At 44.8% G+C, this 23,499-nt stretch carries 15 protein-coding genes; 7 read left to right on the top strand and 8 right to left on the bottom strand.

Translation table 11 applies throughout. The features are described from left to right. Positions 1 to 127 precede the first annotated feature (127 nt). Positions 128 to 325, bottom strand: coding sequence for a hypothetical protein (locus tag QUB16_RS08620; protein ID WP_333154971.1), 198 nt, complete (start codon positions 323 to 325; stop codon positions 128 to 130). Positions 326 to 679: 354 nt separating this feature from the next. Here QUB16_RS08620 and QUB16_RS08625 point away from each other — a divergent pair, with 354 nt between their 5' ends. Next, a complete protein-coding gene (locus tag QUB16_RS08625; RefSeq protein WP_333315518.1) occupies positions 680 to 2,356 on the top strand; it encodes an SWIM zinc finger domain-containing protein in 1,677 nt (558 codons plus the stop codon). 9 nt (positions 2,357 to 2,365) lie between these two features. On the opposite strand, the gene QUB16_RS08630 is transcribed toward QUB16_RS08625, so the two are convergent. The 5 genes from QUB16_RS08630 to QUB16_RS08650 form a co-directional block, all read right to left on the bottom strand. Next, the gene (locus QUB16_RS08630; protein WP_333315520.1) at positions 2,366 to 7,123 is read right to left on the bottom strand and encodes a CHAT domain-containing protein; all 4,758 of its coding nucleotides are present in this window, start codon (positions 7,121 to 7,123) and stop codon (positions 2,366 to 2,368) included. 297 nt (positions 7,124 to 7,420) lie between these two features. Beyond that, complete coding sequence (locus QUB16_RS08635; RefSeq protein ID WP_333315522.1) at positions 7,421 to 8,263, bottom strand: DUF1822 family protein; 843 nt, start codon at positions 8,261 to 8,263, stop codon at positions 7,421 to 7,423. A 3-nt stretch (positions 8,264 to 8,266) separates the two neighbouring features. Then, positions 8,267 to 8,965, bottom strand: a complete 699-nt coding sequence (locus tag QUB16_RS08640; protein WP_333315524.1) for a hypothetical protein — start codon at positions 8,963 to 8,965, stop codon at positions 8,267 to 8,269. A 377-nt stretch (positions 8,966 to 9,342) separates the two neighbouring features. After that, the gene (gene cbiE, locus QUB16_RS08645; protein WP_333315526.1) at positions 9,343 to 10,647 is read right to left on the bottom strand and encodes a precorrin-6y C5,15-methyltransferase (decarboxylating) subunit CbiE; all 1,305 of its coding nucleotides are present in this window, start codon (positions 10,645 to 10,647) and stop codon (positions 9,343 to 9,345) included. 512 nt (positions 10,648 to 11,159) lie between these two features. After that, positions 11,160 to 11,900 (bottom strand): DUF1868 domain-containing protein, encoded by a 741-nt coding sequence (locus QUB16_RS08650; RefSeq protein ID WP_333315661.1) that lies wholly within the window; start codon positions 11,898 to 11,900, stop codon positions 11,160 to 11,162. Positions 11,901 to 12,073: 173 nt separating this feature from the next. Here QUB16_RS08650 and holA point away from each other — a divergent pair, with 173 nt between their 5' ends. Beyond that, a complete protein-coding gene (gene holA, locus QUB16_RS08655; protein ID WP_333315527.1) occupies positions 12,074 to 13,051 on the top strand; it encodes a DNA polymerase III subunit delta in 978 nt (325 codons plus the stop codon). A gap of 230 nt (positions 13,052 to 13,281) precedes the next feature. Beyond that, positions 13,282 to 14,271, top strand: coding sequence for a hypothetical protein (locus QUB16_RS08660; protein ID WP_333315528.1), 990 nt, complete (start codon positions 13,282 to 13,284; stop codon positions 14,269 to 14,271). Positions 14,272 to 14,612: 341 nt separating this feature from the next. Here the strand turns inward: QUB16_RS08660 and QUB16_RS08665 are convergent, their stop codons facing one another. After that, entirely contained in the window at positions 14,613 to 15,647 is a 1,035-nt protein-coding gene (locus QUB16_RS08665; RefSeq protein WP_333315530.1) for a histidine kinase, read from the bottom strand. A gap of 641 nt (positions 15,648 to 16,288) precedes the next feature. Continuing rightward, complete coding sequence (locus tag QUB16_RS08670; RefSeq protein WP_333315532.1) at positions 16,289 to 17,695, bottom strand: S-layer homology domain-containing protein; 1,407 nt, start codon at positions 17,693 to 17,695, stop codon at positions 16,289 to 16,291. Between the two features lie 69 nt (positions 17,696 to 17,764). On the opposite strand from QUB16_RS08670, the gene QUB16_RS08675 reads away from it, so the two are divergent. The 4 genes from QUB16_RS08675 (at position 17,765) to QUB16_RS08690 (ending at position 23,453) form a co-directional block, all read left to right on the top strand. After that, positions 17,765 to 18,319 (top strand): hypothetical protein, encoded by a 555-nt coding sequence (locus tag QUB16_RS08675; RefSeq protein ID WP_333315533.1) that lies wholly within the window; start codon positions 17,765 to 17,767, stop codon positions 18,317 to 18,319. A 474-nt stretch (positions 18,320 to 18,793) separates the two neighbouring features. Beyond that, positions 18,794 to 19,276: a BON domain-containing protein gene (locus QUB16_RS08680; RefSeq protein ID WP_333315534.1), complete on the top strand. Its 483-nt coding sequence runs from the start codon at positions 18,794 to 18,796 to the stop codon at positions 19,274 to 19,276. Between the two features lie 398 nt (positions 19,277 to 19,674). Continuing rightward, complete coding sequence (locus QUB16_RS08685) at positions 19,675 to 20,907, top strand: histidine kinase (RefSeq protein ID WP_333315536.1); 1,233 nt, start codon at positions 19,675 to 19,677, stop codon at positions 20,905 to 20,907. A 1,484-nt stretch (positions 20,908 to 22,391) separates the two neighbouring features. Continuing rightward, positions 22,392 to 23,453, top strand: coding sequence for a pentapeptide repeat-containing protein (locus tag QUB16_RS08690; protein ID WP_333315538.1), 1,062 nt, complete (start codon positions 22,392 to 22,394; stop codon positions 23,451 to 23,453). Positions 23,454 to 23,499: the final 46 nt, after the last annotated feature.

Consider the following 23,499-nt stretch of genomic DNA (forward strand, 5'->3'; position numbering starts at 1 on the left):
TTTAGGATCGCAAATTAAATAACTTACAATTTTATTTGTTATTGTGGGTTGGGCGTCCCGCCCGTCAAACAAGGACGGGCGGGACGCCCATCCCACAAACTTGTGGAAGTTATTTAATTCTCATTCCTTAGTTCGGAGGAACTATCGGATCGTCCTCTCCAGAACTGCATTTTGTTCTGCGCTCAGCTTGGGCAATTTCCATCAAGGGATAACTACCAACGGCTGATACTAAACTTGCCTCTATATTCGCAATGATTTCTCCCGCAGCATTGGGAACCCCCATTACTAATAAAGTCAGGGGGGTAGATGAAACTATAGGTATCACAGCTCGTTTCTCCGTCAAAGAAAGGGATAAGGGAGAAGCTAGTTGGCCAACTGCGCTCTATTATTAACCAGGGGGTAGGGAAACAATTATGCAAAATTTTCAGAAAAAATTTCCCCTCATCAAGCTGCAAACCTTCTCAGTGCTTGCTTTACGGATTATTAAATTTTCTGTAAATCTTACATTGAGAGGCAATTAAATCCTAGGCCGAGTACATCTCTGAGGTAAAATTCAGTCTAATCCTTTAATTGATCAGGCATAGTCTCATGCCAATTCCCAAACTTAGTGAAGCGACGATCCAGCATAATACCTCTGCCGCATCCCTCAAGCACGGTGAAACTTACTATTTAGCGGGTAATGTTACTAGCGCTGTCCTGCGTGGCAATTATCGTGCAAGCCATAGTGGAGGGTTCTGCTCTGCAACCTTACCGTATTACGATAAACTTTGATGACGCTAATGTGGCATCATCAAATTGCACTTGTGCTTACGATCGCGTTGGGTGGTGTAAACATATTGTTGCTACCATGTTATTATGTCTGCGACAACCACAAATAATTGAGCAGCGCCCCACACTGGAACAGTTACTCGATCGCCTCAACGATATACAAACCCAGCAATTAATACAACATTTAGTAGAAAAGCAACCCTCACTCATCGATCCGATCGAACGATACGTTAACTTAAGTGCTATTCCTACGCCTCCACAGCAACCTACTAAAGCACCCCGTCGTACCTCCATTAATCCGGCTCCTTTTCGACAACAAGTACGACAAATTTTGCGAAATGCTGTGCGTTATTTCGACGAGGGATGGGGGGAAGAAGACCCCATTACAGAAGAACTTTTAGATGTGATTCAGCAAGCGCAGGAATTGATCGCAGAGGGAGATGGTAACAACGCCTTAGTAATTTTACAAGCCATCACCGCAGCTTGCGTTGAAGATTGGGATGATGTAGAAGAATATGGCGCTGAAAGTTCTGATATAGCTAACGCTTTGGATGAAGCTTGGACAGAAGCCATTTTAACGGCTGAACTAACTGCTGAAGAAGAGATCGATCTCCAGGTGATGTTAGAAGCTTGGCAAGATGAATGGGATTGCGATTTCAGCATGAGCTTGAAAGCATTACGCCAAGGTTGGGATGACCCCCTAATTCAAGGAAATATTACGGGGCAAGAAATAGGAGCTAATGACGCACCAGAATGTGCTAAAAGCTTAGCATTAATTCGCTTGCAAATCCTCGATCGCCAGGAACGCTATCAAGAATACTTATACTTAGCGCAAGCAGAAAACTGCCCTCAACAATACTTGACGATGTTAAGTCGTTTGGGGAGAGTAGAAGAAGCAGTAGAATCTGCTGCTACTCAGATGAAATCAGCGGAAGATGCTTTTGCTCTCGCTCAAAGTTTACAAGCACAGGAAGCCCAAGCTGAAGCTCTCAAAATTGCTCAAACTGGGTTGAATTTGTCAGGTAATTGCCTTTATAAACTGGCAATTTGGACGAGTGAGTTGGCTGTTGAGTTGGGAGAAAACGAAGTTGCATTAAATTCTAGAATGCTAGTCTTTGAAATCAAACCATCCTTTGCCGATTATCTTTTAGTGAAGGAGTTTGCAGGAGACAGTTGGTCAACTGTGAAAGCAAATTTGTTAGCAACTCTGAGAAGTGATAGAAGTTGGGGAGTTTCTGAAGCACAGGTTGATATTTTTCTCTATGAGGGACTTATTGAAGATGCGATCGCTGTTGCTGATGGCTTGAGTGGCTACGAATCGGCACTGATTCACCGAGTAATGGGGGCTGCGATCGCCCACCGCCCCGATTGGACGATCGCCAATGCTTGTCGGCTTGCTGAATCGATTATGGATCGGGGAAAATCAGAGGACTACGATCGTGCAATTAAGTGGTTGGAAAAAGCCCGCGCTGCCTATTTACAAATGGGGCAAAATCTTCAGTGGTGTGCTTATCGTTCTCAACTTATGCAAGTACACAATCGGAAGCGGAAGTTAATGGGAATGCTGAAGAGTCCAGATTTAGATTGAGGCTGAAGTTTACCGTAAACCGGAACAAGTGAAAGCGGCCCAATAAAAAGGGTCAGCAAAAGGGAAATCTAAGCAACTAATTATTTGCAGTCGTTCCAAAGTTTTGTAATTGCGTGTTGCTGTTTCGGCCCGCTTTTCTTCCTCTTGTAGCCATTGCAGGTAGTCGGGGGAACCTTCGGGATAGGAATTACGCTGGTTTTCTGCAAACTGGCGATCGCCCTCCGCCTCTTCAAATTTGCGTTCTAATAAATCAGCAAGTTGGGGAGAATAGCAAGCGACAAATTCCGATCCAGAGAGCGATCGCAAATTTATTTGTGCTTGCTGCAAGGCTTTTAGGCGACTGCTTCCTTGCTGCCGAAGTTTGTGATAAAAAATTGAAAATAAGGCTGTTGCTAAATCATCTACAGCCCACAGCGTACTCACAACACTCCGAGCACCCGCACATAAAAACCCCGTCGATAATGTCAAAATATCATCAGTAATTTCCGTAGTTCCTAACCCAGTTTCACAACAGGATAAAAACACATCAACTAGATGAGGAAGCCGCCAGCCCGGTGTCATTAACTGCCCCAAAGTAATGCTACCATCTGCCAATTCCAGTCGGGATTCTAACGGATTATCAAGGCGAGATTGAGCATGATGGCTAGAGATAATTCCCTGGACTTGTAGAGAAAGTTGCCGATAGTTGCTGACCGTTGCTTGGCTACGTCCTCGTAAGTGTTGTTCATTGCGAATATTATACAGTTTGGCAATTTGTTCACCCTCAAAACTTGCACAGGGTAAATCTTCCGTTGCATCTTCCACAATACCATACATCAGTCGATCGTTAACAGGTGGACGTTTGTGGCAAAATTCTAAAACTTGACAACTAGGACTGTAACGAATTAGAAATTTATCTCCTAAATATTGACCATTTTCTAAGGGTAAAGCAGCAAAAGGAATTTGGTGTAGGCAAAGGTGAGGAACAATAATCAGTTCCTCGATATTATTAAGGTACTGACTAATCAGGTTATCGATTTGCAGGCGGCGGGAAAGTTTCGATAAAAACTGCGGAATTCGATTTCTCCACTTAGCTTTACATTGTAATTGCTCTTGGATTAATTTACTTGAATCGCCAGCCTCCAAGTAGGGTTTTAGCCAACCTTCATGAATCCATTGTTGTAAGTTTTTCCCTCGTTTTCTGGTTATTTTGTACAAATTAACTTCGGCTTGTCGCAAAACAAATATATATGTATCTTCATCAGTAGTGTAAAAATTAAGTATTGCTGTAGTAGGGCGATCGATGAGTTCTTGGATCGCCGTTAAATTAGGGGGACTGACTTGAATTTCGCCCGCTAAAACCGGATCTAAACGTCTTAGTTGTTCCCAAATTTGTTGTTTTTCACTTTCTAAACCTTGGATATTTTCACTAATGGCTTCTAAAGCTGCTCTATTGCGTGTACAATCCATATCAATTAGATCCTTAGCTCTAAATGCAATTAACTTCTGCTTTTTACTTGATTTCTTTAAACCGGAACGTTCGCAATCAATCTGTCGTTGAATTCCTTCAAATTCTGCTAAATATTCTTCTACTTCAGAAGGTATATCTCCCTGAGAGTAAAGGTCATTACTGGCAATTAAATCTACTAAGCGACGAGAGCGGGAACGTTCTACATATTCAAAAGCTTGTGGAAAATTTTTCGTATTAACTAATGCTTGTACAATATGTTCATAAAGATATATATCTTCTCCTAAAATTTCTTGGCGGCGTCGATCGGTATTAGCCCAAACTCGCAATTGTTCTAAAGCTTCAATAGCAAGACAATACCCTTCAATGGCTTCTCTCCATAGTCCTAATTTGAAGGCAATTTGACCTAAAACTTGTCCCGAAATCAGACAAAGTTGGGGGAAAGCTTGAGGAGTTCTGACTTTTAATGCTAACTTAAAGTATTGCATTGCTTCGGTAAACTGCTCTAAATTGTGGTAGAGATAACCTAAATTATTTTGTACAGTTGCCCAATTTTCCGGAAAATCTTTGAGAGTATAAACTTCTAAAGCAGCTTGGTAATAGTCCCGCGCCAGTTTTAGGTTTTCGTCAATACTTCCTTGAGTGCGATCGCTATAAGCATAACCTAAGTTTAATTGCACCATAGCCCAATCTTCAGGAAAATCTTTCTGAGTATAAACTTCCAAAGCTGACTTATAGTAAAAAATCGCCATTTCTAAATTTTCAACTTCATTTTCAATACTGCGACTCCTATAGGCATTTCCTAAATTATTTTGCATCATTGCCCAATTTTCCGGGGAAATTTGACGGGTATTTACTTGCAAAGCCCTTTGATAGTAATTAATGGCTACTTCTAAGTTATTATCCTCATCTCCTAGCCGACGTTCGCTATAAGCACTACCAATATTATTTTGCAGCATTGCCCACTGTTCAGGGAAATCTGAACGAGTATATATTAATAAAGCATTTTCATAACATTTGATAGCAGTTTCTAAATTTTGTAAGGAATCGCCATAAATTCGTTCACTATGAGCAACTCCTAAATGCTGTTGTGTTTCCGCCCACTGTTCGGGATAATTTTCAGAATTACGAACTTGCAAAGCATTATTAAAAGCTTCAATTGCTAATTCTATATTTTCGAGACGGCTACCATATTTGCGATTGAGGTAAGCAATCCCTACATTATTTTGAATCATCGACCATTGTTTACGATTAAATGCTTTTTGATAAGATTCAAGACAGGTAAGATAAAGAACAATAGCTTCTTCTACATTTTCTGCTTGATTCCCTTGAGCATTTCTTAAATAAAAAGTTCCTAAGTTATTTTTGAGCAAACCCCAAATTTCAGGAAATTGACTATAACAGCAAGCATCTAAAGCAATTTTATAATAGCCTAGAGCTCGATCGAGGTTATCAAGTCGCTCTCCTTTAACTCTATTTTGATAGCCATACCCTAAATTATTCTGAATTTTCAACCAATTTTCTAAATAACTCTCTGGATTATAAATATTTAAGGCATTTTGAGAAGCAGCAATTGATGCTTCAATATTTTCGGAAAAATCTCCTTTTAGTCTCTCTAAATAAGCAACTCCTAAGTTAAGTTGTATCAGTCCCCACACTTCTGTAAAAGTCTCAGAATTATACACTTGTAATCCTAATTCATAATATGCAATTGCCCGTTCCAAGTTATCCGAATATTTCCCCGTTGTAGAAAGATAATAGGAAAATCCTAAATTATTTTGAGTGTTTGCCCAATTGTCGGGATAGTCCTCACGATTATAAACTTGTAAAGTAGCCTCTATCAAACTCCTACCTAATTCTATATTCTGTTCTTGACTTCCCTTGAATCTGCTGAGATATGTCGCCCCTAAATCATTATGAATAAAAGCCCATAATTCAGGAAATTCTTCTTTTTTACAAAATTGTAGAGCAGTTTGATAACACTCAATCGCTTTCTCAAGATTATCAGCACGATTTTCTATTTTTTGACGGTAAGCATCTCCCATACAAAATTGGATCGTACTCGATTGTTCGGGGAAGTCTTCAGCACTATAAACAGTTAAAGCTGCTTGATAACACTCAATTGCTTTTTGGAGATTGTCGTCTCGATTCTCTTCAATTGTAATATAAGCATTACCTAAGCTCTCTTGAGTTTCTGCCCACTGTATGGGAAAATCAGTATAAGTACGGACTTGTAAGGCATTGTGAAAAGCGGCGATCGCCCTTTCAATGTTATCTAATTTTTCTCCTTGAATACGATTATAATAAGCTAGACCCAAATTATTTTGAATTCTTGCCCAATCTGTAGGATTATCCTCTTTTGGATAAACAGCCAAAGCAGCTTGGTAATATTTAATTCCTAGTTCTATATTTTCCGATTCATCTCCCTTAATACGGTGGAGATAAGCCAAACCTAAATCATGCTGAATTTCCGCCCATTTTAATGAAAAGTCTTGACAATTCCACAGTTTTAATGCTAATTCAAAAGCAGCGATCGCCCTCTCCAGATTTTCTTCTAAATCACCTTCAACTCTGTCAAAATAAACTAAACCTAAGCGATGTTGAATCAAACTCCATAATTCCGGTTCATCGGTATCATTACAACATTGTAAAGCTAATTCATAACACTCTATTGCCCTTTCTAAATTCCTGCTACGGTTCCCAGCAAGGCGAATTTGATAAGCAAACCCCAAATGGTTTTGAGCAATCAACCAATCATCCTGGTAATCTTCCCGATTGAGCGCCGTCGCTACTTGTTGATATCCCGCGATCGCAATTTCAATATTGTTTACACAATCGCCCAGAGTAAATTCTTGAATAAGACTACTAAAAGTGCCAATTACAGTGGCTATATCGTAAGCTTCTTCAGACTCTAATTTCATTAAAACATCAGTTGCCCAACTTCGCAAAAACCAATCAAAATTATCATCTAATTTATCTAAATTTTTCTCTAAAATAGGATACACAACTTCTGCATCTCCTTCACTTGCTTCGATTGCTGCCAAAACTTCTAGGAAAAAATTTAATAACTCTTCAGAATTAGCTAATTCCGACCTAATTTGAATTAAGTCTTTTATCTTCGCCACCGCACTCCGCAGCCACTCATATCCCTCTTCATTTTCCTCAACTAATAATTCCTCTGCTACCTCCTCCATCACCTCTAATAAACCTTCATTAATGAGGTGTGAATAGTCATCCAAAATATCTCGTTCTTCACCATCGGGACAGGTACGTAGCATTTCAATGAGGTGACGATAATCAGAGTTTAGCTGTTCTTTCATGTTACCTTTTTTGGGTTAATCTCATTTTTGGTTTTATATCAATTTCGGTTGCACTCAGACATGATATAGAGGAGACGGCAGTGCCGTTTCCCTACCCGGATTAATTTTAGGGACACGGGGCACTGCGCCGTGTCGAAAGCTGTGGGTAATATTAATTCCGAGGGTAGGGGATTTGATATCACAGGAGTGCAAGTATCTGTATCGTTACAAATATATAGGCAAGCGAGCATGATACTCGCATTCCTAAAAAACGCTTTTTACAAAATGGGGATGTTCTCAGTTTTTTGAAAAAAATATTTAAGTTTTTGTTTCAACATCCCAAATCCCTGCTAATTTATTTAGCATTTTTTGGGCTAATTGTTGGATGTGGAAATCTGCGGAGATAACTTTTTCTTCTCGACTAAGTTCTCCCATAAAAGCCTGTTGTTCAGGAGAATACTCAAGTATTTGATGATGAGGATTAATAGGAATACTAGCGACTAATACATCTGCTCCTGCATACCGCCATTTAATGGGTTTAGTAGTTCGGTAAATGCGCTCTAATTGAGCGATAATTTCTGAAAAATTTTGTGTTTCTAAGAGTTGTCGCACTTCTACGGCTACTGGATCGTCACTTCTCAAAAACTGATTTCCTAATTCCAGACGATAGAGATGATCGATCAGATCATCTAAGTTTTGGAGTTCGGCAATCTGGATCTGGCTTGGCAATGCAGAATTATCCAGTGATGGGGTAAATCCTAGCAGTTTTCCTGAGTCTAATTTTTCCCCAAATTCAACTATTACATAGCCGATTCTGTCTTCTCTGGCTGCTGGTGGAACTACGATCGCACTTTCTCCAAACCAAACCGGGCGGCATTCTAATTTACCCATCCCTGGTAACACTAAATCAGCAATATCCCACTGGGCACGGACGACTGGGTGCCAACTATCGCCTTGAATTAAATCGGGTTCGTAAGCTTGCCATTTGAGGTAACTATAGACAACATAAACTGCTAAAGTATTCACATAAACTCGTTTGGCAGCCTCATGCTTTGTCAATTCAGGAGCGAGTTGCAGAGTTTCGGCCGCAAATTTTCGAGCGGTGCGGTGAGCATCAGTACCTAGTGGAACTGTCAATAGCGTTGGGTTTGTGCTTTGCATAATTTAATCCTCTCTTGTGTATCCTAGCTCTAATGCGATCGCTTGGAGCAAGGGGCGACAGTTCCTTTCCCAGTGTGATTTTAGAGTTTGGTAGTTGATGTTAAATTCTTTGGCGATCGCAGTAAACTTGTCAGGCGTGGTTTTAAACAGTACCTTTAATGTGAGAACTTGACAGTTACACTCTGGATGATTTTTAGGATGACAGGAGCGAAATTTCCCATCGGGGTCTTCTTGGACGTATTGTTCTAGCTGTTGAATAATATTCTGATAATTTTCTTGCTCTAAAAGTGCGATATAGCCATCCAAACCACTGCGGGTAGGAGTATAAAAACTTGTTTCTGAAAGCAAATCCAGCAACGCGGTTTCAGTATCTGAGCTTCCTATGGGGGCATCTAAACTGTAGGTGGGCGGTTGAGAAGGTAAATTCAAATCCTTAATGCGCCACTCTAGGTAACTATTTATCCATTGTCGCAGTCGTCTTGACACATTCGGATCGCTAAGCTTGAAGTTCGAGCAAATGCTTTTGTTCACCCATACCCAGGTTTTATTTAAGGCGTCTAAATAATCGGGATGTGCAGATCGCAGTAGTCCGGGAAGTTCCTGTAGTTCGGCTAGCAATCGGTTCATCGCTTTGCGCCTTTGGGAGCTGTTTTGGGGATACTCGCATACCTCCTCAATTAGTTGGCGCAGCAGTTGATCCATGGGTGTTAAATTAATTATTTGAGTTCTAAACTCATTGTTGCACCGCTTGGATATTCTCCGCTAACCAGAGGATGCTCTGTGTTCTGCGTGCACCCAAAAGTTAGAGTTATATCATGTCCGATCGATTAACCATAATATCCCGGTCGGGGCGGGTTTTTGAGATTGTCCATTATTGGCAGGTATTGTTCGTGAACCCGCCCTTACAAAAATCGCGGCCGCTCGACTAGACATGATATTATATCAATTGCCGTTTGCACTCCTTATGACTGTTAATTGTTGATTCGGTGTCGCCAAACTGAATGATGCTTGAGTGTTGAATGTTGACTCGATTGTACGCCTGACTCCCCAAGCGCGGATTTGATATGACAGATTTCAGATTAATTCAAGTGTCGATCGATCGTCACAATCGAAACAGGCCGCAACGCATCAAAACGAGTTGAATTCCCCCCAGCCACAGAACGCGACAATTGCACTTGCACGATTCGGTAACTCCAGTGCGGTTCCCGGCGCACCCGATCGCCCATCCAGCTCAAAACAATAGCAATATCCTCAAAAGCATCCAAAGCCAGGACGATCGAGCCTCCAGGAAGCAGCCGCAGCGCGCAAACGCCCAAAATTTTAGTCAACCCTCCGCCACTACCGCCAATAAAAATCCGGTGCGGAGCACGCAAGCGGTGCAAGATTTCCGGGGCAGTTCCGTGAATCGAGAACACATTTTGCAGCCCAAAACGGCCATAGTTGAACTCGATCGCAGAAGTACCAGAAACCGTTTGTTCGATCGCATACACCTCAGACTGCGGGAATAAACGAGCAATCTCGATCGACACAGAACCATTACCAGCACCCACATCCCAGACAACTTGTCCCGGTTGCAAAGCCAATTGTGCCAGCACCAACACCCGCACTTCCCGTTCAACCGTCAAACCCGGCTTGTCGCCACAACCGATAAAAGCTGCATCCGGTATTCCCAACAAAGGCAACTTTTCCAAATCCAAAGGTTCCGTCCCCAGCGGGGACTCCCGCAGCATCACAACCACGCTCAGCGGTGCAAAAGACTCTCCCAGCAAAGCTGACAGAGACTTGCGGCTTACCCGTTCCTGGGCCGCCCCCAAATTTTCGCAAACCCAAAACTCGTAGCGTGTAGGCAAATCTAGAGCTTTCACCAAATTTGCCAGTACAGCCGGAGTATGAGTTTCGTCGGCGAGCACCGCAATTTTCTCGACACCGAGTTTGAGTTTTGCCGTCAGTTCCTCAAAATAACGTCCTTGAGAGCCAACAAAATGAGCGTCTTGCCAAGGGATTTGCAAGCGGTTAAAAGCCAACTGCACAGAACTGACGTGGGGGTGAAAACTCAATTTTTCTGCCGGCAATTGGGCAATTAACAACTTTCCCCAGCCGTAGAACAGCGGGTCGCCGGCCACTAAAATTACGATCTGTCGATCGCGGGGTTCCACCGTCTCCGCAGAGGGCTCTAATTCGGGTTCAGTCGCCCACCATCGCCGAATTTCCAGAAGTGCTTCGGTCAAATCTTCCAACGCCCAGCGCTCTCCGTCGTGCTGGGGAAAATAGCTTAAATGGCGCTCGCTGCCTATTAGCAGAGCCGCCATTTCTACAACCTGCCGCGCCGATTCGCTCAGCCCAGCAGCTCCATCTAAACCTATACCAACAACGTTTACTGTCACTTTTCAAGCAAAAAGTAAAAAACCAGAATTACTGATTTTTCCTGGTTTTTCATAAATTTTTTCTTTGACTTTAATGTCAAACAAAAATAATTAAAGCATGTGAACAAACCTGACGGTCAACTGAGTACAGTTAGACCGAAGGCTTCTTTTTCCTTTTTTTTCTCATGCTTTTTATAGTGAGGTAGTTCCACCCCCACTTGCTAATATAGTATCAGAGTATTTCCCGATCGTATTGGGGTATAAAAGAATAATTGTCGGTTCCCGTAGCGAAACCCGACGAGCCTTTCATCACGCGGGCGTAATTCCCAACGGGTACGGGGCACAGCGCTCTGATTAATCCCCTCTAAATATACGCCCGGGACTTCCCGGCTGGTAGTTAATAGGCAATATCCTGACTATGGTCACAGGGGAGAGAGGGAGAGGGGGCGAGAGAGTGGGAGATGGGGAGAGTGGGAGATGGGAAAAAATCTTCCTTCTTCCTTCTTCCCTCTTCCCTCTTCCCTCTTCCTTCGTTAAAACTCAAAAACAGGCCATTCCGGTTGCCGGAGATAGGTGGTCATGTCGTCAAACTTCCGCAGTTCCACTCGGTTTACGGACAGTTCTTGCGGCGTGTCCAGCCATTGCTCGTTTAACTCTGACAGCAAAGCGCACAAGCGAGCGCGGTCAAGGTTCGGCCCGATGTCCCCAAAATAACCCAGAGTAATGTGTGCCGTGAAATGATATTGCTGTTCAATTCCCAAAGCCATTAAATCGGGATTTTGATAGATCGATCGGCGAAACTCCAGAATTTGCTTGTAAGAGTTTTCGTCCGTCGGTGCCAAACAAACACCCACAGCTCTAGTCATCACCATCAACCCCAGCACTATCCAGCGAATGGGAGCGCCGCCCGCCAAGGGTTTGCAGGCGGCAAAACGATCGGCCATGCGCGAGCGCAGTTGCTCCTCAAATTCGGGATTTTTATCAGAGGCATCTCGAAAAGCGCTGCTCCAAATCAAATCGGCTACGGTTAAATGGAAGGTATCAGGAGGCAGTGCCACGATCGCACCCTCCGCTATTTCCTGCAATAGTCGTTGTTGGCTCGAGTGCAAATTACTATAAAATGCAGCATTTTCTGCATCTTCCCCCGCAGGGGGCGTAATCACGGAATAACCTGGAAAAGGTACAGGATCTCTCCGGCCTGCTTCGTCGGGCTTAAATTTTGGAGATTCCTGAATGTGTTCCACCTGGGACTTGTAGGAGTCCAGCAGCGTCATTCGCGCCACCCGATTTACGTAAGCTTGATAAGTATCATCCAATCTTGATTTCCTCGCGGTGACATACTCCCACACCAAATTTTATATTATGGCGCGGGCTTCCAACAGCCCAATTCAGGATATGTTGGACAAGCCTCGCCTGCAACTCGGATTTTTTTGGCTAGTGAGCGTTTATGCAAATTTACCTGTTCTGGGGGGAAGACGACTTTGCGATGGCGCAGGCTGTGACAAGTTTGCGCCAAACAGTCCTCGACCCCAACTGGGCTAGTTTTAACTATGACAAAATTATTGCCGATTCCGCCGGAGCTGTGGTCGAAGGGCTCGATCGAGCCTTAACGCCGCCCTTCGGTACCGGCAGCCGTTTTGTCTGGTTGGCAAATACGACTGTAACGCAGCAGTGCTCTCCTGAACTGTTAGCACAATTTGAACGAACACTGCCGGTAATTCCCCCTACCACCGTGCTGCTGCTGACATCCGTCAAAAAACCCGACAGCCGGCTCAAGTCTACCAAGTTAATTTCCCAGTCCGCCCAAGTGCGGGAATTTTCACCGATTCCGCCTTGGAATGACAAAGAATTAGCCCAGCGGGTGCGCCAAGTCGCGGGCGAAATGAACGTAAAATTGACAGCCACAGCGATCGAACTTTTGGCCGAATCCATTGGCAGCGATACCCGCCAGCTATACAGCGAACTCGAAAAATTGCTGCTGTTTGCGGGCAACCGCAGCCAACCTCTGAACCCGGAGGAAGTTGCCGCACTGGTGCACTGTCACGCCCAGAATACCTTCCAGCTAGCCGATGCGATTCGCGAGGGCAATACCTCCGCCGCTTTGGATTTATTGGCAGGCTTAACTGGCCGCAGCGAGCCTGGTTTGAGGATTGTGGCTGGCTTGACTGGTAAGTTTCGGATTTGGCTGTGGGTAAAGGCGATGATCCAAGCGGGCGAGCGCGATGATAAAATTGCTCAAGCTCTAGAACTCGGCAATCCGAAACGAGTATACTATTTTCGTCAAGAAGTCAAGAACGCCAGCTTAGAAAAACTGCAAAAAAGTTTGCCCTTGCTGCTAGAGTTAGAAGCTTCTTTAAAGCGGGGCCGGGAAGAAATCTCAACCCTGCAAACCAAAGTTATAGAACTTTCTAGCTTGTTTCGCTGATGCGCGACAGGGCACAGGATCGGCCCCTTACTGTAAATTTTTACAACAAATTTCTTTCTTCGGCTATGTGCTTGATGCCGGCTCGCAGGCCAAAAGGTCAATAGATACTAGAAATACTCTCAGAATGCCAAATTAGAAGTTAATGTGGTAAATAAATATTGTCCGCCGAATGCCGATCGGTTAATATTATTTGCCGGCTCTCCACCCCCCCCCAAAAAAGAGCGCTACCCATGACACAACAGAACCCGCGGGAACTGCTCAAGCAAGGCGATCCAAAAGCGATCGCATCTAGCATCAACCGTACACTCAAACCCAAAGGCATCAACGCCGATGTGACGCGGGACAACGGCTGCCTCCACATAACTCTGGAGGCAGACAAAGTACCGGATCAAATGGTATTGGTCGATTTCATCCGCACCGGCATGACGAAGCTGGGACTCGAATCAATTCACACTGTAAAGGTTTACGGGCGTCGAACAGGTGACGGTGAGCCTGCGTGGGAAGATGAAATTGATCTGATGCCTGCGGATTCAATGCCTTACCCCTTGGATAGTGGAATGCCTGACGACTCTGTAGGTTTAGATGATGTCGAGCCCGAAGAGGAAGACTATTATCAAGAAGGAGAATTCGATCGAGATGACGACGAGGAAGACGAAGACGAAGACGAAGATCAAGCCCCGCCTCCGAAAAAACAATTTCCCAAATGGGTAATACCTGTGGGTATCTTAGTACCTCTGGCGGCGATCGCAGGGCTTTTCTTTACTAAAACTTTCCCCTTCGGCGACTCGAACCCAGAACCGATAGCCCCCGAAGCTGCTTCCCCTTCCCCGAAACCCGCATCTCCCCCTTCTAAAGCCGCCGCATCCTCGACCGCCGCATCTCCGGGCACCCCACAGGCAGCCTCCCCTGCACCAAAACCCGCTCCCACTGCGGCTGCGCCAGCAAGCCCAGCTCCAGCTTCTCCTGCACCAAAACCCGCCGCGCCTAAGCCTGACTCTTGGAGGGCAGCCGTTAACACAGCTCAGAAGGCAGCAATTTCGGCCCAGACGGCTCAGTCTCAAAATGAGTGGATCGCAGTAGCAAGCGAGTGGCAGCAAGCGGTTAAGCTCATGAGAGCCGTACCGTCAACCAGCCCGAACTATCAAAAGGCTCAGCAAAAAGCGGCAGAGTATCAGGCTAATCTGATTGTTGCCAACCGCAGGGCGGCAGCAGCGCCTTAAGAGTTTTGATTGGAATACTAAATGTGCTAAAAGTCAAAAGTCAAAAGCCAAAAGTAAAAAATCTTTTTTTACTCCCAGCTTTCTTACTTTTGACTTTTTTCAATTTTAGTGACATATTCATACACCAACTAAGTAAATTATGGCGTAGGCTTCTCAGGGACTCCTCAAAAGCGCATAGGACATTAACTGTTAAATCAATTCTTTCTTGGTAGTTTACTTTGATATAATAATCCTTAAATTCTAAGATCATTGCAGCATATTTGTAGGAACTGGTATAACTCAACAAATACAGCAACAACCGGTTTATCAAAGAAACCGGGTTACTAAACACAGAGCTTGGGTTAAATGTGTTCTTCCCCTTGATTAAAGCGCTGAATTACTTGACTTTCTTCGACCATAACAATAGCATCATTGGGAATATTGAGGATACCTGTAAATTGATCTTGACTTGCTTTCACAGCTTGTTCTTTATTTTTGTATTCGGCGATCTCGTGCTGTAAATTGTCAATAGTCTGTTGAAACCGAGTGGCTTGTCTGAGCATTTCTTGTTCGGAAAAGTCCAGCATTTGCATCAAATTGGCAACTTGATGTTCCAGTAATTGGGTTTCGCCAAAATTGTTATTTGTAACAAAGCTTGTAGGATTTTCTGAATAGTCAAAAACACTTTGTTTGTCGGGCATGGACAATGCAGTTTTGACACTAAGTGCCAAATCTTTAAACATTTCAGCCGTGCTGTGGGGAATTTTAACTTTGAGGAACATCACTACCGCAAACACACTTCCTGACGGCAGAAGTCCCCCAAATCCCAAGACAGACTTGACTTGGTAGGGGATAATTAAGGAATTTTGCTCAGGAATAAAGGGGCTGCCTTTTGCCTCTGATACGTGAAAAATATTTAATACTGCGGGCTCTAATTGCAGGAACCTTTCTCGCTCAATTCCGAGGAATGTAGGAATGTCTAAACCAAACTGCCGGATTATTTCCGAAATCGCCGGCATTTGAGCCACTAATTTGGTGCTAACTAATGGAATAGCTGTATTTTCTGCTGCTGTGTGCCGAGAATTCCACTGCGGTTCTGTGCCTGCGGCTGCTAGCAGAGTCCAACATTTCATGTCGGCGGCGGGGGAATTGCCCTTCATCAAGCGGCGCGCAGATTGTTGCAATGAGTCTTCTAATTCCCCGTAGGGATGAGTTTTGAACAAACGCACTAAGGCACAGGTATTTTCTCCTGTTTGCGAATCGCAAAAATGTCGGTAAATATAGTTAACAATCTTCTGGCTGCTGGCTTCCATACTAGCAGTATTTCTACCTAAATGGCGCAGGACTAAGCTGCATTTCGCCATGTCTTGCGGGGTAAATAAGGTAATATCGTACATTAAAAAATGCTCTCCAAGAGCTCAAACACTGTTTTTCATTTATCGTTAAGGCCGCTAAGCCATCCGGAATCCTAGGGAGAGTTTTCAACAAAGTGTTATATCAAATCCGGTAGCATCGGAATTATTCCTCTCTGTATTCTCTCCCTCTGCGTTCTCTGCGCCCTCTGCGGTTAAATCATTCCGATACAACCGGAAACGATATTAGTTAAAATATGTAGAAAATTTGCCCGCCAAATGCAGCGGTTGTATGCCAGGATACAGAAATTAAGATTAAAAAAAATCTATCCCCTAGGGTAGGCCACAAGGACAGAAAAGCCGATGTATAATTTATGGAATAATTTTTTACGATTACTCGCCCATAGGAATTAAAGAAACAAGGTTTTTCAGCGGATATGCCTCGCGTTGTATTGGGCATTTTCGTAGATAAAAGTCGGTTTCTGGGTCAGCCATCTTCACAGAAATCCTTGAAACTCAAGCGGCAATTTTTGTGGCGGGCGATCGCACGCCGATTCATCAAAAATTGGTACAATTTCCTCAGTCTTGGACGCAGAAACCGGGTTGTGTTACAGAGAAAAAACCCGGTTTCTTTGTTTTGGCTAAGTAGATGCTGTGTTCAAAACTTTTAACTACCCCAAAAAACTCTACTCAGCAGGTGGAGACTTTGCTTCCAGGGCATCTTTAGCAGACAATCCCTGATCTTGAACGCCAAAATACCACAAACTAGCAGCAGCTTCGGCGCGAGTCACTGATTTCTTAGGCTGAAACAGAGTAGTAAAACCAAAAACGCGGCGAATATTCGCCAAATCTCCATTGTTAAAATCAGCTAAAACTGCCCGCGACGCCTGGGAATCAATTTTAGAAGCATCTTGAAAACCCCACTTTTCTTTCACTCCGTCAATGTTAGCTGTCGGTAAAACTTGACGACTATCTAAAGGCACTTTCCAGAGAATCATTGTTTCGCGAGTTAAAGGTGCATCCGGGCGAAATTTCACATCTTTAGTTTCTCCAGAAAGCGAACTCGGAATTACACCTGCTTCTGCTAAACCTTGAATTGCTGAAAAATCCGGGTCTGTTTTGGGTACGTCAGAAAAAGCCGGTTCGCTAGAGTCTACTGCTAATCTAATTTGTTTGGCTTGACGGCTAGCATAAATCTGATTGTTAGCTGCTACTAACCAGCGGGCGTATTCGCGGCGAGTGATAATTTTGTTGGGTTTGGGTAAAGTGCTGCCAGTTTCTAAATTAGCACTTTGTGCCGCTCGCACTTTTAGCACTTCCAACTGACTTAAATCTGCCACATACTGCCGCAACTGTTGAGGAATTTGGCTTTCTTGTTCGCTAACTTTTGCTGATTTTGGCGAGGCCGATGGTGTTGGAGTAGTTCCCTCTGAATTAGATGGAGTTGGTGAAGCGGTTGGAGATGCGCTAGACTCGGAATTATTAGGTTGGGGACTGGCGGCAATTTCGGGGCTTTCTTTGCTGTAGTCGATCGCAAATTCTGTAGAACCCCCTACTTTCTGAGTAGGAGAAAGCGACACTGTTACCCGTAAATTATCTCGCGTTGCTACCAAAGAACCTTGTCCCTCGGCGGTGGGGCGGCTGACTATTTCCCAGTTGCGACGCCCAAACTCTGTGGAGTAAAAGTTTTGAACCGAATTAACCGGATCTGTGCTTTCCCAGCGCAGCCGCACATTTTTTGGCGACGGATCTGTTTGCCCACTAACTTCGATTAACTCAGCATTAGGATAGAGTGGAATCTCTGTTGGGAAATCGGGAGGAAGTTTGGCGGTAGAGTTTGTCTCAATTGCTGTCGCTGGTGGCGGGGAAGAGAAAACCACTGGATTTTGTTTTAATGTCGGATCGGCGGCTAAAGATTCTTCGAGTGCCTTGCTGTTGGGGCTGTTTGCACAAGCTGTGACAGCAGCCAGCAGACACACAGCTAGCCAAGTATTTACAGCAGCGAGTATATTGGTTTTACTGGTTTTACTGGTTTTAGCTGGCGATCGCCCTTGAGAGTTGCGTCGCTGTGGAGTAAATATAATATTCAGCATAAATCCCCCCTTTGCGGATATATTTCTAGGCTAGCGCAGATCGATCGGGCAAATATATTTCTTAACCAAATGAAATTTCTGTATTTACTTCTAGTTACTGCTACATTACTTGTCTCGCCTCTCAAATTGGCCCGTTCCGCTGCATCTCAACCAGCCCCGCTGCGGACAGCCATTCAGACGCCAGAGTGGCAGCCATTTTGCTCAGCGATGGGTCAGTTTGCGATCGATATGCCGGGAAATCCCAAAATTAATTCCGAAATTTTTTCAAATCAAATTATTGCTCATACATACCGATCGAACTTAAAAAATAAAGAAACTTATTTGCTTCAATACTTTGACCTAGATTTTAGGCTGACGAACAATAATATCAATAATATCAGAATAACTTTAAATAATGCCGTTGATTTATTTGTAGTGGGAGCGAATGCTAAATTGTTGCAAGTGCGGGATATTTCCCTCGGAGGCTATCCGGGAAAAGAGTTTGAGTTTCAGCCGCTTTCCCCCACTGAACCGATAGGTGTGGGCCAAGTTTTTTTGGTGGAAACGCGCGTTTACGGGCTGGTAGCCACTACCCCAGAACCAGAAAATGCTCAAAAATTTCTCGACTCTTTTCGTTTGTTTTGAAGCAGGAGGTTCGGCAACGAGCAGTGTATGGGATTTAACGGATTTAATGAATGGATGTTGAGGCAAGAAGTCCCAGGTTCGAGGTTCGAGGGAAAAATTTGTTGGGAGTGGCGATCGCATTTATTAATAAAACTTACGCCTTTAAACTTGGTTCCTAGGAAAATATTGGCTTGAGCAACGAAAAATGGCTTCATCTACCAGGTTTCTGAGGAATAATGCGGTCAAAACTCATTAAGTTAAATGTGACTGAAGACCTTATTTTGTTTTTTGTACTCTATCTAACGGCATAGATAAATTTTACACCCGTGGAGCGATGTAGATACTTCCTCAAGTTTATATATTTGATATAAGGATTTTTAAATCGCAGAAAGCACAAATAAAGATGCTGTCTTGATCCATCTGGCTCCCATCTGGCTCAACGAAGGCAGGGAAGTCAGGCTCATCGAAAGCTTACCCGGAGGGTATTAACATATTATGAACAAACTAACACCCATTCTCCTCAGCGGCATCCTATTATTTGGAGCTGCTGCTTGCAGCGAGGGGGCTAAAACTAGCCCTGATGCTCCTAATACTACCACAGAAAATACCACTACCCCGCCCCCAGCCGAGACGGTTCAAAAAACTCAGGGTGACGCAACTAGCGATATTCGCAGAGCACAAGCAAATTCTGATATCAGGGCCAGAGAACAGCGCAACAATGTGACGGGTGGCGATGCCATAAGAGCCGATGGCGACCTCCAAAGTGAAGTACGATCGAAGTTAGAAGTAAACATCACTAAAGGTCAGCTAACTGTTGATGCAAAAGACGGGGTTGTCACCGTAGGTGGCACAGTTCCCAATCAAACTGATTTAGCTAAAATTGAGCCGCTAGCTAAAGAGATTAAGGGTGTCAAACAGGTGAATGTGACGGCTGTTGTCGCCCCTGCTGCACCCGCATCGCCTAGCAGCAATCAATAAATTAGCAGGAAGAATTGCGAGGGAAAGAAGGGAAAAGGATGTAGTTATCTAGGAGAGAAGTCTGAGGGAAGAGGGTATAGTTGGGCATTGTAAGATTGCTGGCGGAGCGGATTGCAACGCTTAGGTGACTCTCTAGGGAGAGTGGGGTTTTAAGTGAAAGAGTGTAAATTGAATTTAAAATTCACGAACTCAAAACTCGCGCAATACCTGCAACTTCCCCTTCCCAATTTCCGATTTCCCATCCCGGACAATTAGTTGGAAACCAACCTGAAGATAGAGCGGGAAGTTATTCCCAGCGACCGATGAAAATTGTTGGGAAAAAATGACTAAATGTGATTGATGGCAGAGCATAAATTCTGTGGTTGTGTAAAAGTAGTATATTTTTCAGGAGAAAAAAAATGGCTTTAGGTCAACACAAGCGAGCTGTAGGAGCATTTTCTAATTACCGAGATACGGAACTAGCCCTGATGGAACTGCAAAGTACCGGGTTTCCGATGAATAAAGTTTCGGTAGTTGGGGAAAATCTCGATCGCAGCGAAATTGCCGGCGCTAGCACTGGTACTGGTACTGGTACTGGTAAGGGTACCGACGACAAAGTGGGCGGCGGCGCCAAAGCAGGCGCGACAGCGGGAGTCGTGACGGGCGGTTTGATTGGGTTACTCGGAAGCATTGGAGCGCTAGCGATTCCGGGAGTGGGCCCGGTGATGGCGGGGGGTGCGATCGCAACTCTGCTGGCAGATACTGTAATCGGAGGCGCGATTGGGGCAGCAGCAGGCGGTTTGGTAGGCGGTTTGGTCGGTTTGGGAGTTCCCGAAGAAAAAGCTAAAGCTTATAACGATCGCGTCTCGCGTGGAGAATATTTGGTATTCATAGAAGGAACAGATGCCGAACTTGCCACAGCCGAAGGAATTATGAGCGTGCGGGGCATCCAGGATTGGGGCATTTACGATGTGCCTGCAGACACCGGCCGCAGAGCTTCGGGCCGCCAGAAGCGCGCCGTGGGAGTATTTTCAACCCGCCGCGAGACGGAACACGCACTGGGAGAACTTAGAACTGCCGGTTTCGACATGGATCGGGTTTCGGTGATCGCTAAGGATGCTGAGTCTAAAGGGGACATCGCAGGCATTGACGTGCACGGCAGCGCGGACAACAAATCCGATGAAGGGGCCACAAAGGGCGCACTCACAGGTGGTACTTTGGGCGGTTTGACAGGCTTGTTGGTAGGTCTGGGCCTAGTGGCAATTCCGGGAATCGGGCCGATTATGCTGGCAGGAGCCTCAGCTACGGCGATCGCCACTACACTCGCCGGTACGGCTTTGGGTGCGGCAGCAGGCGGCTTGATCGGAGCTTTAGTCGGTATGGGAATTCCCGAAGAGGAAGCTAGAGCATACAACGATCGCGTGGCAAGAGGAGATTACTTGGTACTGGTTGACGGCAGCGAAGCAGAAGTCGCTAAAGCTGAAACCATTCTGAGCCGCGGAGGCATTCAGCATTGGAACACCTACGACTATAATAATCCCAGCGTCGATAGCGCTCGGGCTGATTACGGCGCACCTGGCACTCCAGGGGTTGATACTACCGCTGGTGTTTACGATCCAACTTATGGCACTACCGGCCGGCCTCTGATTTAATACTTCAGAGTTTGTTTGAGTATTGTTTCTACTTCCGGCAGGGTAGTCGCACTCGCGCACTCGGATTGTGGAAAGCGATCCCACCAACACCGGCCACCTAGCGGTTTTACGCTTCGTCGGTAAAATTATCTCAAAAGTCGGCTTTTTCTCTGAAAGCCGGCTTTTGTTTTGTTCTGAAAACTTAAAAAAGCCACCTGTCAAAAGTTTAATTTTGATTAGGGGCCCAGTCCGTGAGCTGGGCTTGGCGCCGGAGGATCGATCGCTTCCCTGAATTTTTTCAGCCGAAATCTGCACCGATTTTTGAGTCTGTAACACTCACTACAGCTCGATTGCAAACCCTGCTGTATTATGAAATTAGATGACATAAATTACAGCAGATATTGCCCAGTTAGTCAAAGAGCGACTATCTTTAATTATGGGGTGTCTAATTTCACCAACTTATACAGGTGAAGTAGCCAGCCCCGCGCGCCCAGAAATGCCTGCCGTGGTCGGTAAATATTAGAAGAATAATATTGTCAGATCCTTCGGGCAAGACTTAGGCTGGTCATTAGTTGGCTGTAGCAGCAGACTTGCCTTTGGCAAAACCTGCTACAGGAATACAGTTTTTCTGGGAATGCCTCAGCGAAACATTTGAGAAGCCCAGGAACAGCTTTTATGTCCGAGCGCGTCTGGTGTAGGGTGGTCTGTTAATTAGAACCGCAAGCGCTCATGGATCGAGTAAAGATTGACAGCAAGCACAGCAGCGCGGGAGCACAATGGCTCGCGGCGTCTTTTTTCGCGAAATCTCAGGCTCAGGGCAGCGTATTGTTTGCTTTGCCTGCGACTCGCTCAGCACTCCGAGGGAAACAGCCTTCCTGTTGGATTTCACTGGCGCGCAGCACAGTGGGGGGAGGTGAAACTAGCTGAGCTGACCGGGCTCTGCTTTCATGGGAGATGGAAGATAGAAGGCACTTATGTAGAAGGCATTTGGGGTTGAAGCTCCGATATCTTGTTTCTTGATTGCACTCATAAATTCGATCGCCTGTACTGGCAAATTATCGGGTCAGAATGCGGCGCGGATGCCGCCAGCAATACCCCAAATATTCGATCGACCTTGACAAGATCGATCGACAACTTCTCGGTATTTTGGTAATTAGTTAGCAGGTAATATTAGTGGTTAGCAGTTAGTATAAATACAACTAACAATTAACAACTAACATCAACGGCTAAATAATTACTAGCCGAATAATACTTACAGGACTTACAGGCGGCGAGAAACGCGATTTTTTCATAACTTCCGCGCTAGCCAACCTCAGATTATACCAGAACCCTGTTTATTTTCGTAAATTATAACTAGGAGAGCAGGGTGATGGTAGGAATCAAGCAGTTTTGACAATTGTTAATGTGGCCGTATTAGTTTAAAAAACTGACTGGCAAACACGATAGTACAAACTTTCACACAACATAGAACATCGAGAAATTAAGGAAACTCACTCAATTTTTTTATGAATTTCACTGAACTTTTAAGTGCCGATGAACTTTTAATTAGACATAGAAACGGGGAACGAGATTTTCGAGGGGCTAACCTCATTGCAGCTCATTTGAGTGAAGCTAATCTCAGTCGAACAAATTTGAGCAACGCTAATTTGAAAGGTGCCAACTTAATTAGAAGCAAACTGATTGGTGCTAATTTAAACGCCGCCGACTTGAGCGGGGCTAATTTGTCTAAGGCGAAATTAATTGAAGCTAACCTGGGGAGTTCTAGTTTCACTGGAACTGTGGCGATCTCCGCAGATTTTAGCGGGGCAAATCTCAGCGGAGCAATATTGTCTCAGGCTGACTTGAGCAAAGCTGTGATGACGGGAGCGAGTTTAGTAGGAGCTTGTTTGCTAAGCGGCTCAAAACTAACTGAGGCTAATTTGAGCGGGGCGACGCTGAGCCGAGCAATTATGAGCGGGGTTGATTTAAGCAGAGCAAATCTGACGAGAGCGATTCTCAGCGAGGTAGATTTGACCGGGGCGAACCTGAGCGGAGCAACTTTAACTCGGGCTTATCTCAATCGCGGAAATCTCAGCGGCGTCAATTTAGTTGGGGCTTGTTTGAGCGAAGCAAGTCTGCGGGAAGCTTCTATTAGCGCTGCTAATTTGAGCGGTGCTGACTTGAGCGGTGCTGACTTGCAATCGGCCAATCTAAATGGCTCTAATTTGAGCGGTGCCGACTTGCAGGGAGCTAATTTGAGTAAAGCTAATTTAAATGGTTTGATTCTGCACAATGCGGATTTGAGGGCTGCGAATTTGAACAAAGCTTCTTTGCGGGGAGCTAACTTGTGCGGTGCAAATTTGGCAGGTGCTAGCTTGCTGGAAGCGGATTTGCGGGGGGCGAATTTGAGTCACGCCAATTTGTCGGGAGCCGGTTTGCTGCTGAGTTCTCTGACAGGGGCGAATTTGACAGGAACTAATTTGTCGGAGGCTAATTTGATTGGGGCCAGCTTGAATGTGGATAATTTGAATGAAGCAGCTTTGGGCGGGGCGATTTTGCCGAATGGAGCTACTCACAGCCGTGATTGATCAGTTGATTAACCATAATTAATTAGGTCAATCTCAACAAAACCGA

Origin of the sequence: Microcoleus sp. D3_18a_C4, assembly GCF_036702415.1 — a bacterium.
In the GTDB taxonomy this organism is placed as follows: Bacteria; Cyanobacteriota; Cyanobacteriia; order Cyanobacteriales; family Microcoleaceae; genus Microcoleus.

Coding starts and splice junctions, on each gene's coding strand:
- QUB16_RS08625 (WP_333315518.1), top strand. CDS start 680: ATGTTACTAGCGCTGTCCTGCGTGGCAATTATCGTGCAAGCCATAGTG.
- QUB16_RS08630 (WP_333315520.1), bottom strand. CDS start 7,123: ATGAAAGAACAGCTAAACTCTGATTATCGTCACCTCATTGAAATGCTA.
- QUB16_RS08635 (WP_333315522.1), bottom strand. CDS start 8,263: ATGCAAAGCACAAACCCAACGCTATTGACAGTTCCACTAGGTACTGAT.
- QUB16_RS08640 (WP_333315524.1), bottom strand. CDS start 8,965: ATGGATCAACTGCTGCGCCAACTAATTGAGGAGGTATGCGAGTATCCC.
- QUB16_RS08650 (WP_333315661.1), bottom strand. CDS start 11,900: ATGACGCTGCTGGACTCCTACAAGTCCCAGGTGGAACACATTCAGGAA.
- holA (WP_333315527.1), top strand. CDS start 12,074: ATGCAAATTTACCTGTTCTGGGGGGAAGACGACTTTGCGATGGCGCAG.
- QUB16_RS08660 (WP_333315528.1), top strand. CDS start 13,282: ATGACACAACAGAACCCGCGGGAACTGCTCAAGCAAGGCGATCCAAAA.
- QUB16_RS08665 (WP_333315530.1), bottom strand. CDS start 15,647: ATGTACGATATTACCTTATTTACCCCGCAAGACATGGCGAAATGCAGC.
- QUB16_RS08670 (WP_333315532.1), bottom strand. CDS start 17,695: ATGCTGAATATTATATTTACTCCACAGCGACGCAACTCTCAAGGGCGA.
- QUB16_RS08675 (WP_333315533.1), top strand. CDS start 17,765: ATGAAATTTCTGTATTTACTTCTAGTTACTGCTACATTACTTGTCTCG.
- QUB16_RS08680 (WP_333315534.1), top strand. CDS start 18,794: ATGAACAAACTAACACCCATTCTCCTCAGCGGCATCCTATTATTTGGA.
- QUB16_RS08685 (WP_333315536.1), top strand. CDS start 19,675: ATGGCTTTAGGTCAACACAAGCGAGCTGTAGGAGCATTTTCTAATTAC.
- QUB16_RS08690 (WP_333315538.1), top strand. CDS start 22,392: ATGAATTTCACTGAACTTTTAAGTGCCGATGAACTTTTAATTAGACAT.